Source organism: Bacillus jepli, assembly GCF_047238305.1.
GTDB lineage: Bacteria > Bacillota > Bacilli > Bacillales > Bacillaceae_L > Ferdinandcohnia.
Genome location: NZ_JBDFMO010000001.1, coordinates 2,668,089 through 2,682,725 on the forward strand (window position 1 = coordinate 2,668,089; position 14,637 = coordinate 2,682,725).

The following is a 14,637-nucleotide window of genomic DNA, read 5'->3' on the forward strand; positions in this document are numbered from 1 at the left end:
GTTGGTAGAATTGAAATGGTCTGAAATTAGCATTCACACAACACAGGAGGCGGTGGAGCCAATATCGAATATTCTTCATGAAGCAGGTGCCAGTGGAGTTGTGATTGAAGATCCATTTGACCTAACAAAGGAACGTGAAAATGTGTTTGGTGAGATCTACCAACTTAATCCTGATGATTATCCTGAAGAAGGTGTAATCGTAAAAGCATACCTTCCCGTCAATAGCTTCCTAGGCGAAACGGTGGATGAAATAAAAGAAGCTATTAACAATCTTTTACTTTTTGATATTGATTTGGGTCATAATAAAATCACCATTAGTGAAGTTCATGAAGAAGAATGGGCTACAGCATGGAAAAAATATTATCACCCTGTAAAAATCTCGGAGAAATTCACGATTGTACCAACATGGGAAATGTATGAGCCTGTTCATAGTGATGAATTGATTATCGAGTTAGATCCTGGAATGGCTTTTGGAACAGGTACACATCCTACAACTGTCATGAGTATTCAGGCACTTGAACGTACTGTGGAAAAGGGAGATACAATTATCGATGTTGGAACTGGCTCAGGTGTTTTAAGTATTGCTGCTGCAATGCTTGGTGCAGGATCTATCAAGGCGCTAGATTTAGATACGGTAGCCGTTGAGAGTGCAAAACTGAATATAAAATTAAACAAAGTGCATGAAGTAGTTACGGTATCACAAAATAATCTGCTTGATAATATAGAAGGACCAGTGGATCTCATTGTGGCAAATATTCTTGCTGAAATCATTGTTCGTTTTACTGACGACGCAGCAAAAATCCTAAAACCAAATGGTGCTTTCATTGTATCTGGAATCATTAATACGAAAAAACAAGAAGTAAAGGATCATCTTTTAGCATCTGGATTCATTATTGAGGAAGTACTCGTTATGGAAGACTGGGTATCCATGATCGCTAGAAAGAAAAGTGAGTAAAGGATTCTTGCAGGTGGTGGAAAAGTAGATGCAACGGTATTTCGTCGACCAAATGAGTGAAACCCAAGCTGAAATTATCGGTGAGGATGTTCACCATATAACGCGAGTCATGAGAATGTCAGTTGGAGACACCATTTTTTGTTGCTATAATGGAAGAGTAGCACTTTGTGCAATTACTGAAATTACCAATGATATGGTTTTAGCCAATGTTGTAGAATGGGTAAAGAACTCGAATGAGCTCCCCATTAAGGTTTGTATTGCAAGCGGATTGCCAAAAGGGGACAAGCTTGAATATGTAATCCAAAAAGGGGCGGAGCTTGGGGCATCTGAGTTTGTCCCTTTTGTTGCGGCTCGTTCAATTGTCAAATGGGATGAAAAAAAGGGGCAAAAAAAGGTAGAACGTTGGGAGAAAATTGCAAAGGAAGCAGCAGAGCAATCGCATCGTGCAATGATTCCTAATGTAACTAAACCTTTATCTTTTAAGGAATTATTGTCTTTTAGTCAGTCCTATACTTATAAAGTAGTGGCTTATGAAGAGGATGCAAAGCGTGGTGAGAGTTCAAATCTTACACGTGTATTATCGCAATTAAAACATGGGGAATCTCTTTTTGTTGTGATTGGACCTGAAGGTGGCCTAACCGAAAAAGAGGTAGAAACATTAATAGAGAATGAATTTATTTCCTGTAGCTTTGGTCCTAGAATTTTACGAACTGAGACAGCACCATTATACGTTTTATCAGCTGTGTCATATTATTTTGAATTAGCGAGGTGACAATAATGTCATTAGTTGCATTCCATACATTAGGATGTAAAGTAAATCATTATGAAACAGAAGCAATTTGGCAGCTTTTTAAAGAAAACGGCTATGAGCGTACCGAGTTTGAAAGTACTGCTGATGTGTATGTGATCAATACTTGTACGGTTACAAATACAGGAGATAAAAAGAGTAGACAGGTTATACGTAGAGCAATACGTAAAAATCCTGATGCTGTTATTTGTGTTACCGGCTGCTATGCGCAAACATCACCAGCAGAAATCATGGCAATCCCTGGCGTTGATATTGTTGTAGGAACCCAGGATCGAAAGAAAATGCTTGAATATATTGAGCAATACAAGCAAGAGCGTACCCCGATTAATGGAGTAGGTAATATCATGAAAACGCGTGTATATGAAGAACTTGATGTGCCTTCATTTACAGACCGTACACGTGCCTCATTGAAAATTCAAGAAGGATGTAACAATTTCTGCACCTTCTGTATCATTCCATGGGCTCGTGGTTTAATGCGTTCTCGTGATCCGGAAGAAGTAATTAAACAAGCACAACAGCTTGTAAATGCAGGGTATAAAGAGATTGTCTTAACTGGTATCCATACTGGTGGATATGGTGAAGATATGAAGGATTATAATCTAGCTGCTCTTTTACGTGACCTAGAATCTAAGGTCATCGGTCTTAAGAGAATTCGTATTTCTTCTATCGAGGCTAGCCAAATTACCGACGAGATTATCGAGGTACTTGATCAATCAACAAAAGTAGTAAGACATTTACACGTTCCATTGCAATCAGGTTCAAATACTGTGTTAAAACGTATGAGACGTAAATATACGATGGAATTCTTTGCTGAGCGTTTAACAAAACTACGCCAAGCATTACCAGGCTTAGCGTTAACATCTGATGTTATTGTTGGCTTCCCTGGTGAGACAGAAGAAGAGTTTATGGAAACTTATAATTTTGTAAAGGAACATAAATTCTCTGAATTACACGTTTTCCCATACTCTAAGCGTACAGGTACACCAGCGGCACGAATGGAAGACCAAATTGATGAAGAAGTGAAAAATGAGCGCGTACACCGTCTGATTTCACTATCCGACCAATTAGCTAAGGAATATGCATCTAATTACGAAGGGGAAGTATTAGAAGTTATTCCTGAGGAGCTAGACAAGGATGACCCAACAAGTGGTTTATATATTGGCTATACCGACAATTATCTAAAAGTGAAATTCGATGCAACAGAAGATATGATAGGTAAAATCGTGAAAGTAAAAATTACCAAAGCCGGCTACCCTTATAACGCTGGTCAATTTGTAAAAGTCGCAGAAGACCTTCCGATTCAATCAGAAGAAGCAAGAACGACTGCGTAATATAAAAACAGACGAAAAGAAGTTAATCACTTGATTAGCTTCTTTTTTTTATCGCATAATAAAACTGTTTAGGTGCTAGCCACCCATTGAAACAAATGATATGATGATAGAGGTACGTACAACTAAAAGGTAAAAGGAGACTTACATAATGACGAACATTGCAAAGATGATTGATCATACAGCATTAAAAGCAGATACAACGAAAACACAGATTGAAAAACTTTGTGCAGAGGCGAAGGAATATGGATTCATGTCTGTTTGTGTAAACCCAACATGGGTTGAAACAGCGGCAAACCTGCTAAAGGATTCTGAAGTGAAGGTTTGCACTGTTATTGGATTTCCATTAGGAGCGAGTACGTCAGCAACGAAAGCATTTGAAACAAAGGATGCTATTGAAAAAGGCGCAACAGAGGTAGATATGGTGATCAATATTGGTGCTCTTAAGGATCAAAATGATGAGTTAGTTGAAACAGATATCCGCGCTGTTGTAGAAGCCGCTAAAGGCAAAGCACTTACAAAGGTTATAATTGAAACATGTTTACTAACAGATGAGGAAAAAGTAAGAGCATGTGAGCTTGCCGTTAAAGCCGGTGCTGATTTTGTGAAAACATCAACAGGCTTCTCAACCGGTGGAGCAACAGTGGAAGACATTCGTTTAATGCGTAAAACTGTCGGACCGGATATCGGCGTAAAAGCGTCTGGTGGAGTTCGTGACGCTAAAGGCACTCAAGATATGATTGACGCAGGGGCGACAAGAATTGGCGCAAGTTCAGGAGTAGCCATTGTTAACGGACTAACAGGCTCTTCTGATTATTAATAACACTTAGAGCTGGCCCAAAAGGCCAGCTTTTCTATGCAGTTCTGTGGATTTTCATGATAAATTTCGTTAATACCCCAGCAAAAGGTAAAAACAGTAGAGACGTAAGAACATTGAATATTAAGCTAACATGGGCGATTTGAACATCAGGATGTGATGTGAGCAACATTGCGACTTTACCTAGTATATTTATGAACGGGAAAAATAAAATGACACCTAGAACATTGATCCAGATATGAGCATATGCTGCTAATTTTGCTTCGTGTCTACTTCCAAGACTCGCAATATAAGCAGTAATACATGTTCCAATATTCGCTCCAAGTAAAACAGCAACCCCTGCATTTAAAGTAAGTAACTGTTCATTCATAAAACCCATAATGATTCCGGTTGTGGCAGTACTAGATTGTATGATAGAAGTTAAAATAGTCCCAACACCAACCCCGAAAATACTACTTTCATTTGTTTGCTGAAAAAAAGTATGAATAGATGGGAATTGAGAGATTGGCCCTGCTAGCTGCTCAAATCCATTCATCGCTACAAACATGCATCCTAACCCAAATAAAAAAGCACCAAAGCTAAACACTTGTTGATTACTAATTAGCAAACATAAAAAGCCTAAAATTAAAATCGGAACAATCCACTCAAAAATATCAAAGGTTATCATTTCTGCTGTAAAGGTTGTTCCAATATTGGTCCCAAGAATGATCCCAATGGATTGCTTAAAAGTTAAATATCCTGTTGCAATTAACCCAACAACAAGCACCATAACAGCAGAGCTACTGTGGATAATGGCTGTAATGATTGTTCCAGTTAATAATCCCTTAAAAGGTGTATCAGTAAAACGAATCAGCAAAACTTTTAGCTTATCTCCGGTAAGATTATAAAGGCCTGTCCTCATCACGGTCATACCAAATAAAAAGATCGCAATAAATACAGCAAATAACGATATAAGTTCAATCATGCATTCTCACCCCTATCTCATTGTATGGACAAGGATACGTGAAAATGACTACTTCAAATTTTTTAACTTATTAAGAAAAAATAAATGGGAATGGTAATCAATTAACCAAAAGATAGGATTTAGCAGGAATAACAGCAAAAAAATTATCAAAACTAGTAGTAAAGACATGATTTCTAGTGACACTATCGTGAATTACAGTTGACCAAAAATCATGCATATATTATAATTGCAAAGTACATGTTTATTTTTTCGACGATTTTTTTCGATCGACACTTAGAAAATGAAATAGAACATGTGTCTTAATTAGAGTTAGTGGTTGTTTTCGGAGGGAGGGAATTAGAATGTCAAAAACGGTCGTTCGTAAAAACGAATCGCTTGAAGATGCTCTTCGCCGCTTCAAAAGAACTGTATCTAAATCAGGTACAATTCAAGAAGCTAGAAAGCGCGAATTCTATGAAAAGCCTAGCGTAAAGCGTAAGAAGAAATCTGAAGCTGCTAGAAAGCGCAAATACTAAAAGAGGGTGTAGTTTTATGAGTCTTCTCGAGCGTTTGAATAATGATATGAAAACAGCGATGAAGAATAAAGAAAAAGATAGGCTATCTGTTATTCGAATGGTAAAGGCTGCTCTTCAAAATGAAGGCATTAAGCTTGGTACCAGTGAACTTACAGAGGAAGCAGAGTTAACAGTTCTTACTCGTGAACTAAAACAACGAAAAGATTCCCTCCGCGAATTTAGTAACGCTGGTCGTGAAGATCTTGTTAATAAAATTCAAAATGAAATTGAGATATTAGAGGTATACCTTCCAGAACAATTGTCTGAAGAGGATCTTGTTGAGATTGTTAAAGAAACAGTGCAAGAGGTCAATGCTTCTTCAAAGGCTGACATGGGCAAAGTGATGGCTGCTATTATGCCGAAGGTAAAAGGGAAGGCAGACGGTGGTCTCGTAAACAAACTTGTTCAACAGCAATTATCTTAACAAAAGCACCTTACATCGTGTAAGGTGTTTTTTCTTTATTTGGAAGATCAGGTACGATGGAAAGGATGTACTCTTTAAATCGTCTCCTCACATTACATACATATAACAGGAAACTATTGCCAACAAAAAGTTTGCATAGAAACATGAAATATATGAAACCTGTTTCACATTTCAAACGTATTACATACTATCATGACGAAAAGATTTGAGAGGGGGGAATGCCTTGAAAAAGTGGAGAATCCTTTTATACCTCTCCGTTATTCTCTTGCCATTCATTCTCACACTAACGCCAAATAAGAGCTTTAGTGCTGCAGACCAAGTGGTGTATATCATACCGTTAGAAGAAACAGTCGAAAAAGGGCTAAGTGCTTTTATCGATCGTTCCATTACAGACGCTGAGAATAAAGGAGCAGACATCATTATTTTTGAAATAAATACTCCTGGTGGGGCAGTTGATGCTGCAACACAAATCGGCAAACGAATGCAAGACTCAACCATTCCTACAGTAGCATATGTCAATAACGATGCCATCTCAGCAGGTGCTTTTATCGCATTAAATGCTGATAAAATCTATATGTCTCATAATGGTCGAATGGGCGCAGCTGGGATTATTGACCAAGCAGGCAATACGGCAGACGAAAAAGCTGTTTCCTACTGGTTGTCAGCCATGAAAGGTGCTGCAGAAAACAATGGTCGTGATCCAATATATGCATTAGCAATGGCAGATAAAGAGATTGACCTTCCAGAACTAGGTGCGGAAAAAGGAAAGTTCCTTACCTTAACAGCCAAACAGGCACTTACAGTTGGTTATACTGAAGGGATTGTAAAGGATAGAGCCGATTTACTAAAGACACTAGGCTACGAAAAAGCTGCTGTTGAACAAGCTGAACTTAGCCTTGCAGAAAAAATCGCACGTTTTATTACAAATCCAATTGTTGTATCAATCTTATTAACCATTGGAAGTTTAGGGCTAGTTGTTGAATTATACTCACCTGGTTTCGGTATTCCTGGTATAATGGGGATATCAGCACTATTGCTCTTTTTCTATGGGCATTTAGTAGCCGGACTAGCTGGATTAGAATCCATTATTCTTTTTGTAGTGGGAATTGTTTTAATTTTACTGGAGTTTGTTTTGCCTGGGGGGATTATAGGCTTGATTGGATTAGGGGCAATTTTAACGAGCTTTTTCTTAGCTGGAAGTAGTATGATGGTAATTAGCATTTCACTTTTAGTAGCATTAGTAGCTACAATTGTTGTATCGATTATTTTAGTGAAGATATTTGGAAAGAAACTACATGCATTTAAAAAGATTATTCTTTTCGATTCTACCAATTCTGAGAGTGGGTATGTTTCAAATAAGAATCGTGATGATTTAATCGGAAAACAAGGCATAGCATTTACCACATTAAGACCTTCTGGCACTGCCATTATCAATGATGAAAGACTTGATGTTGTCACACAAGGCAACTACATTGAGAAAAATACAAAAATAGAAGTTATTAAAACAGAAGGTTCTCGAATTGTTGTTCGGGAAGTTCCTGATATTAATAAATAAAAACAAGTAGGAGGAAGAAAGTATGCCAACAGGTATGATTACAATTTTAATATTGGTTGCACTCGCTATTATTTTATTGGCTGTACTATTTACATTTGTGCCAGTTGCACTATGGATTTCAGCACTGGCTGCTGGTGTCCGTGTAAGTATCTTTACATTAATCGGGATGAGGTTACGTCGGGTTATTCCGAACCGTGTTATTATCCCGTTAATTAAGGCTCAAAAAGCGGGCTTAAATCTTAATACTAACCAATTAGAGAGTCACTATTTAGCAGGTGGTAATGTTGACCGTGTTGTAAATGCATTAATCGCTGCACAACGTGCAAACATTGAATTAACATTTGAAAGAGCAGCTGCAATCGACTTAGCCGGTCGTGACGTGTTAGAAGCTGTCCAAATGAGCGTCAACCCAAAAGTAATCGAAACGCCATTTATATCAGGTGTTGCGATGGATGGTATTGAAGTAAAAGCGAAAGCACGTATCACAGTTCGTGCTAATATTGACCGCTTAGTCGGGGGGGCAGGGGAAGAAACTGTTATCGCCCGTGTAGGAGAAGGTATTGTTAGTACAATAGGTTCACAAACGGACCACAAAAAGGTTCTCGAAAATCCAGATATGATTTCTCAAACGGTTTTAGCTAAAGGACTCGATGCAGGTACTGCTTTCGAAATCCTTTCCATTGATATCGCGGACATTGATATTGGTAAGAACATTGGTGCTGTGCTCCAAACAGACCAAGCAGAAGCTGACAAGAAAATTGCGCAAGCGAAAGCGGAAGAACGTCGTGCAATGGCGGTTGCTAGTGAACAAGAAATGCGCGCTCGTGTAGAAGAAATGAAAGCGAAGGTTGTGGAGGCGGAGGCTGAAGTACCTTTAGCAATGGCAGAAGCATTACGTTCTGGTAACCTTGGTGTACTTGATTATACAAATCTAAAAAATATCATGGCTGACACTGATATGAGAGATTCTATTGGTAAAAGCACACTTACCGACGATGAAGATCAAAAATAATAATCATGAATAAACCTCAAAACTTGAAAGGAGGTTTACACTTTGGATTCACCTATAAATGAGTTAATTGACTTTATTATGTCAAATCCCTTGATTTTGATTGTCATATTTGGATTTTTTATTAATGCGTTTAAACGTTTTGCGAGTGGTAAAAAAGAGCCTACGACTCAAATTCCACTGCCGAAGCAGTTTAATCCATTTGACCAAGAACCAAAACCTGAAAAAAAAGATTATCAGGCTGAGACAAAGTATGATTATATAGAACCTGCTCCTGAGATGGTTTCGGATTCACATGTTCCAAACACGTTTTATGAACGTTATCAAGAGCTTCAAGAAAAGGGAACTTACAATGAAACAACAACACAGGACGAAGAACCAATTCAAACGATTATTAAACCATTAGAAGTTACTTCACAACATAAGGCTGTCAAAAGCTTTTCAAAAAATAAGGTCGTTGAAGGGATTATTTGGTCCGAAATTCTTGGTCCACCAAGAGCCAAAAAACCGTACCAAACCCGTCGTTAATATTTGTTTACGGATATAGTACTCCCGTATAAAATATGTTCTATGAACCCCCTTTTACTCATAAACATGAGTTGAAAGGGGGTTCTTTGTTATGCCTAAAAACCTAGGACAACGCATGAAAAGATGGATCACAAACAAGATGGAACTTCCTGCTGACGTCATGATGGATCTTCCTAGAATAACTATGATTGGCCAATTACATATTTACATAGAAAATCATCGTGGATTATTAACATTTTCAGATAAAGAAGTACGGTTATTACTGAAACAAGGACAACTTCTAATAAGGGGTAAGGCATTTGTTATAAAAACGATATTACCTGAGGAAATAATGCTCGAGGGAAAGATCGAACATGTGCAATATATCGAGAAATGAAACATGAAACACTAGGGGGATAAGCATGAAAAACCATTGGATGCACTTTTTTAGTGGGAGTGTCAAGGCTGTTATTACAGGAAAAGGGACAGAGCGTTTTGTAAATGAATGTGTTAGACAGGGGATTGTAGTATGGGATGTGAAGAAGCCGGGCACCCATAGCCTGAGCTTCTCCATGTATTTAAAAGATATAAAAAAAATTAGACGAGTTGTTCGTAAAAATGATTGTAAACTTCGATTCATTGGAAAAAAAGGATTACCATTTCTCGTTCAAAAGGCTTTATACAATAGTGGATTTTTAATTGGAGCAATATCCTTTTTTATCATTGTGACAATTTTGTCAAATATGGTTTGGGGTATAGAGGTGAAAGGAGCTAAACCTGAAACCGAGCATCGCATTATTCAAGAATTGAAAAAGCTTGGAGTAGAAAGAGGTAAATTGCAATTTTTTATTGAGGATAATGAATCATTGCAACGCCACTTAGAAGATGCCATTACTGATATTACATGGATAGGTGTGGAATTAAATGGGACGACCTATCATTTTGAAGTAGTTGAAAAGAATCAACCAGAACCTCCAGAACAGTTTAGTCCAAGGAATCTGGTGGCTAATAAAAAAGCGACCATCAAGAAACTAATTGTGGAAGAAGGAAAGCCTGTTGTTGCTGAAAATGATTTTGTCAAAAAAGGGGATCTTTTAGTTAGTGGTAAAATTGGTAAAGAAGGCGAAGAAGTTTATGTACCAGCACGTGGAAAAATTTTTGGTGAAACTTGGTACAAGTCTGAGGTTACGGTAGATATTACAACGAAACTTGATGTACTAACCGGGGATAATAAAATAAAACATTATATCTCTTTAGGAAATTTACGTATTCCGATTTGGGGATTTGGAAAAATTGAATATAAGGAATTTCAAACCGAATTGGATAAAAGACATATCAAATTTTTTAATTGGGAACTTCCAGTTGCGTATGAAAAAGAGACAATGAGAGAAAGTGAAAAAATCACTAGAACTTATACAAACAATGAGGCAATTGAGGTCGCAAAAGATATCGGGAGAAACACATTAGAGCAACAATTAGACAGTGATGCTGAAATTAAAGAAGAAAAAGTTTTGCGTCAAACCATTAACAATGGTAAAGTAAAATTGGAAATAAAATATAATGTAATTGAGAATATCGTCACTACGATACCATTAGTTCAAGGAGACTAAAGGATGTCAGAAGATTTAGTAATGAGTAAACATCAACTAGAAAATCCAAACGAGGCCCTTGTTTTATTTGGAAACAATGATCTCCATCTTAAAAGAATTGAAGAAGAATTAAATGTTTCAATCATCACAAGAGGTGAGGCACTTCATGTCTCAGGTGACCCAACAAATGTCCAACTTGTTGAGGAAATTATTGAAAAGCTTCTTGGTGTGATACGAAAAGGAATACGTGTAAGTGAACGGGATGTTATTTACTGTATTCAAATGGCAAAAAGCGGAAAATTGGATTCGTTTGAAGAATTATATGATGAAGAAATAACAAAAACGGCAAAAGGTAAATCCATTCGTGTGAAAACACATGGGCAACGTCAATACGTGGCTGCCATTAAACAGCATGATTTAGTATTTGGTATTGGTCCAGCGGGTACTGGAAAGACTTATTTGGCAGTTGTTATGGCAGTAAATGCCTTAAAAAATGGGCAGGTTAAACGAATTATATTAACTCGTCCAGCTGTTGAAGCAGGTGAGAGCCTAGGATTTTTACCAGGAGATTTAAAAGAAAAGGTTGATCCATATTTACGTCCTTTATATGATGGACTACATGATGTACTTGGTGCTGAGCATACTGAACGTTTAATGGAACGAGGAATCATTGAAATTGCCCCATTAGCCTATATGAGAGGGCGTACACTTGATGATGCTTTCGTCATCTTAGATGAAGCACAAAATACAACATTGGCCCAAATGAAGATGTTTTTGACACGGCTAGGTTTTGGCTCTAAAATGGTCATAACAGGCGATATTTCGCAAATTGATTTACCTAAAGGGGTTAAATCTGGCTTACGTGAAGCAATGAATATCCTGAAGGATGTATATGGTTCTGCGTTTATCTATTTGGAGCAGTCAGATGTTGTACGTCACCCTCTTGTGGCACGTATTATTGAAGCGTATGAAAAGGTTGAAGCTGATCAGAAGTAAAAGACCCACATGGAATGGGTCTTTTTTATCATTAAAGGAACTGGTAAAATAAGCCTTAGAAAAGGAGGTTCAAGAAATGGGGAAAACAACAAAACTTAAAAATAAGTTGGCTGTTATTAATAGTATTCAATACCTACATATTTTGATTTATATCCTCCTTGCAGGAATCATGTTTTTAGTCATGTATAGTAATGTTAAACCGGAAGTTTTGCATTTAGAGATTCTGCATCCATCTGAACAGACAATTCGTTCTCCATTAACAATTGAAGATAAAATTGCCACTAAGGCCAAACAGGATGCAGCAGTAAAAGAAGTTGACGATGTTTTTACTCTCAAATCCGAATACGCAGATAATCAAGTGGATCTTGCCATATCAATTTTTGACTCAATTGAAGAAACGAATAATGAAGCATCAGACGTGTATAAGTCAAAAGTGAAAGAATGGGAAAGTCTCACAGAGGAAGATCGAGGGGAAGAACCTAAAGCACTGACAGCTTCAGAAAAATTACAGATGTTAAAAACAAAGCTTCCGCAGGATTTAACTAATCGAATCCCGGACGATGTATTTACAGCGTTATTAACAGCTTCTCCTGAGCAATTGTCCCGTACAAAAGATGCGGTTATCACAGCTGTAAATAATGTAATGAATACTCGTATTCCTTCATCTGAGGTAGAAAATGCAAAGAATAAAGTTGTAGAGGAATTACGTTATTCCAGTGTCGATACAGCGCTACGAGAACCGATGCGTGAAATGGCTCGTTTTGCAGTCGTTCAGAACGTCTATTATGATGTTGAAGCTACAGAAGAAAAACGCCAACAAGCAATGGAAGCAGTGGAGCCAGTAAAAATTCTTCAAGGTCAAATTATCGTAGAGGAAGGTCAATTAATTACCAGGGATATTTATCGACAACTAGAGCTTTTAGGTATGACGAACACGAATAACCCCATTCAACCATTTATCGGCTTGGCGTTAATTCTTGTATTAGTTATTGGGGCACTCGTCTATCATTTTTATAATGAAATACCTACTGACCGGCATCGCAATATTTACTTATTAATATTTGCGATTATCTTTACTATAACCATTTTATTAATGAAGGGCATAAGTTTATTCCAACAAATTGATTATTCTGATATAGGTTATATTGTTCCAGTGGCTATGGGAGCAATGTTAATAAAACTGTTGATTAATGAAAAAGTCGCGATCCTCTCAAGCATGATTTTTGCTGTTTGTGGAAGTATTATCTTTAACCAGGGTGTTACAGGTACACTCAATTTCACAGCAGGGATCTATTTCTTATTTGGGTGTTTAGCTGGCGTGTTGTTTTTAAGTAAGCATAATCGTAGAGGGAAAATTCTCCAAGCAGGACTTTTTGTTGCTTTGATTAATATTATTGTGATCTTTTCGATCATGTTATTACAAAATGGAAGTTATTCAAGCTTGGATTATGGTTCATCCATCATTATGGCAGTTTTATCTGGTGTGATTGCTGCTGTTTTAACAATAGGTCTGCTACCGTTCTTTGAAGCTGGCTTTAATATTCTTTCAACGATGAAATTAATCGAATTATCTAACCCAAATCATCCGTTACTACGAAAAATTTTAACGGAAGCACCAGGAACTTATCATCATAGTGTCATGGTCGCGAATTTATCAGAGTCGGCCTGTGAAGCAATTGGAGCGAATGGATTATTAGCAAGAGTTGCATCGTATTATCATGATATTGGTAAAACAAAACGACCACATTTTTTTATTGAAAATCAGATGAATATTGAAAACCCGCATGATAAGATTGCACCACAGCTTAGTAAAACAATTATTACAGCACATGCCACAGATGGAGCAGAGACATTAAGGAAATTTAAAATGCCGAAAGAAATTGTCGACATTGCTGAGCAGCATCATGGAACAACACTGTTAAAATATTTTTATCATAAAGCGAAGCAACAAAGTGATCGAGAAATTCTAGAATCTGATTTTAGATATGTGGGACCTAAAGCACAAACAAAAGAGTCTGCCGTAATTGGAATTGCAGATAGCGTGGAAGCAGCGGTACGTTCACTATCAAATCCAACCCCACAAAAAATCGAGTCGCTGGTAAATAGTATTATCGCTGATCGATTACAGGATGGACAATTTGATGAATGTAACATCACGCTTAAAGAGCTTGATGTCGTTGCGAAAACACTTTGTGAATCACTTAAGGGAATCTTCCACTCAAGGATAGAATACCCTGCGGAGGCTACAAAACAGAAGGTGAAAGAAGCATGAGATTAGAAATTGATTTTAATGATGAAATAGGAGAAGTTAAAGAAGAAGAATGTACATTAGTGAGGGAACTACTTTTTTTAGCTGCTGAAAAAGAAGGAGTTAAAGAAGGGACAGAGGTTTCAATTACATTTGTTGACAATGATAGGATTCAAGAAATTAATCGAGAATATCGCGACAAAGATCAACCAACAGATGTTATTTCCTTTGCCATGGAAGAGATGGGAGAAGGAGAAATCACGATAATTGGAGAAGACATACCGAAACTTTTGGGAGATATCATCATTTCAATCCCAAGGGCAAGGGAGCAGGCCGAGGAATATGGGCATTCCTTTGCTCGAGAATTAGGTTTCCTTGCAGTACATGGTTTCTTGCATTTACTCGGCTACGACCATATGACAAAAGAGGATGAGAAAAAAATGTTTTCAAGACAAGAAGAAATCCTAGAGGCGTATGGACTTGAACGGTAAAAGTAATTGGATTCGCTTTATCAAAAGCTTTTCGTTTGCTTTTCAAGGCTTGCGTGAAGCATTTTTTTCGGAACGTAATTTACAAATACAATTATTGTTTTCGATCATTGTTGTGATTTGTGGTTTCTACTTTCACATCACAAGGATGGAATGGATGGTCATACTTCTATTAATCGGTGGAATGTTTTCAATTGAATTAATGAACACGGCAGTTGAAAAAGTGGTGGATTTAGTTACTAGTGAATTTCACCCTTTGGCTAAGAAAGCGAAAGATATTGCAGCTGGATCTGTTCTCATTTATGCGATCATTTCAGTTATTATTGGATTGATCATTTTCATCCCTTATTTAAAAAGATTAATTTAAAGAAAATTCTTACAATTGTGTAACAAAT

At 37.3% G+C, this 14,637-nt stretch carries 16 protein-coding genes; 15 read left to right on the forward strand and 1 reads right to left on the reverse strand.

What is annotated here, in order from left to right; translation table 11 throughout:
- Positions 1-10: 10 nt before the first annotated feature.
- From prmA to deoC, 4 genes are all read left to right on the forward strand, one after another.
- A complete protein-coding gene (gene prmA, locus ABC371_RS13595) occupies positions 11-955 on the forward strand; it encodes a 50S ribosomal protein L11 methyltransferase (protein WP_412897282.1) in 945 nt (314 codons plus the stop codon).
- A gap of 28 nt (positions 956-983) precedes the next feature.
- Positions 984-1,727: a 16S rRNA (uracil(1498)-N(3))-methyltransferase gene (locus ABC371_RS13600; protein ID WP_412897283.1), complete on the forward strand. Its 744-nt coding sequence runs from the start codon at positions 984-986 to the stop codon at positions 1,725-1,727.
- A gap of 5 nt (positions 1,728-1,732) precedes the next feature.
- Positions 1,733-3,094 (forward strand): tRNA (N(6)-L-threonylcarbamoyladenosine(37)-C(2))-methylthiotransferase MtaB, encoded by a 1,362-nt coding sequence (mtaB, locus tag ABC371_RS13605; protein ID WP_412897284.1) that lies wholly within the window; start codon positions 1,733-1,735, stop codon positions 3,092-3,094.
- A gap of 145 nt (positions 3,095-3,239) precedes the next feature.
- On the forward strand, positions 3,240-3,911 hold the full coding sequence (gene deoC / locus ABC371_RS13610) for a deoxyribose-phosphate aldolase (RefSeq protein WP_412899351.1): 672 nt from the start codon (positions 3,240-3,242) through the stop codon (positions 3,909-3,911).
- Positions 3,912-3,945: 34 nt separating this feature from the next.
- Here the strand turns inward: deoC and ABC371_RS13615 are convergent, their stop codons facing one another.
- Positions 3,946-4,872 (reverse strand): Na/Pi symporter, encoded by a 927-nt coding sequence (locus tag ABC371_RS13615; RefSeq protein WP_412897285.1) that lies wholly within the window; start codon positions 4,870-4,872, stop codon positions 3,946-3,948.
- A gap of 341 nt (positions 4,873-5,213) precedes the next feature.
- Between ABC371_RS13615 and rpsU the strand changes: the two genes are divergently transcribed.
- The 11 genes from rpsU to ABC371_RS13670 all read left to right on the forward strand — a co-directional run bounded on the left by rpsU (position 5,214) and on the right by ABC371_RS13670 (position 14,609).
- Positions 5,214-5,387: a 30S ribosomal protein S21 gene (gene rpsU / locus ABC371_RS13620; RefSeq protein WP_010678174.1), complete on the forward strand. Its 174-nt coding sequence runs from the start codon at positions 5,214-5,216 to the stop codon at positions 5,385-5,387.
- Between the two features lie 16 nt (positions 5,388-5,403).
- Positions 5,404-5,850 (forward strand): GatB/YqeY domain-containing protein, encoded by a 447-nt coding sequence (locus ABC371_RS13625; protein WP_412897286.1) that lies wholly within the window; start codon positions 5,404-5,406, stop codon positions 5,848-5,850.
- A 223-nt stretch (positions 5,851-6,073) separates the two neighbouring features.
- Positions 6,074-7,405, forward strand: coding sequence for an NfeD family protein (locus ABC371_RS13630; protein WP_412897287.1), 1,332 nt, complete (start codon positions 6,074-6,076; stop codon positions 7,403-7,405).
- 22 nt (positions 7,406-7,427) lie between these two features.
- Positions 7,428-8,417, forward strand: coding sequence for a flotillin-like protein FloA (floA, locus tag ABC371_RS13635; RefSeq protein ID WP_412897288.1), 990 nt, complete (start codon positions 7,428-7,430; stop codon positions 8,415-8,417).
- A gap of 42 nt (positions 8,418-8,459) precedes the next feature.
- Complete coding sequence (locus ABC371_RS13640; protein WP_412897289.1) at positions 8,460-8,942, forward strand: hypothetical protein; 483 nt, start codon at positions 8,460-8,462, stop codon at positions 8,940-8,942.
- A 91-nt stretch (positions 8,943-9,033) separates the two neighbouring features.
- Positions 9,034-9,318 (forward strand): sporulation protein YqfC, encoded by a 285-nt coding sequence (gene yqfC / locus ABC371_RS13645; protein WP_116351522.1) that lies wholly within the window; start codon positions 9,034-9,036, stop codon positions 9,316-9,318.
- 25 nt (positions 9,319-9,343) lie between these two features.
- The gene (yqfD, locus tag ABC371_RS13650; protein ID WP_412897290.1) at positions 9,344-10,531 is read left to right on the forward strand and encodes a sporulation protein YqfD; all 1,188 of its coding nucleotides are present in this window, start codon (positions 9,344-9,346) and stop codon (positions 10,529-10,531) included.
- A 3-nt stretch (positions 10,532-10,534) separates the two neighbouring features.
- The gene (locus ABC371_RS13655) at positions 10,535-11,506 is read left to right on the forward strand and encodes a PhoH family protein (protein ID WP_412897291.1); all 972 of its coding nucleotides are present in this window, start codon (positions 10,535-10,537) and stop codon (positions 11,504-11,506) included.
- Positions 11,507-11,582: 76 nt separating this feature from the next.
- Complete coding sequence (locus ABC371_RS13660; RefSeq protein WP_412897292.1) at positions 11,583-13,778, forward strand: HD family phosphohydrolase; 2,196 nt, start codon at positions 11,583-11,585, stop codon at positions 13,776-13,778.
- Entirely contained in the window at positions 13,775-14,245 is a 471-nt protein-coding gene (gene ybeY / locus ABC371_RS13665) for an rRNA maturation RNase YbeY (RefSeq protein ID WP_412897293.1), read from the forward strand. The genes ABC371_RS13660 and ybeY overlap by 4 nt, the downstream gene beginning before the upstream one ends.
- A complete protein-coding gene (locus ABC371_RS13670) occupies positions 14,235-14,609 on the forward strand; it encodes a diacylglycerol kinase family protein (protein WP_412897294.1) in 375 nt (124 codons plus the stop codon). The genes ybeY and ABC371_RS13670 overlap by 11 nt, the downstream gene beginning before the upstream one ends.
- Positions 14,610-14,637 lie beyond the last annotated feature (28 nt).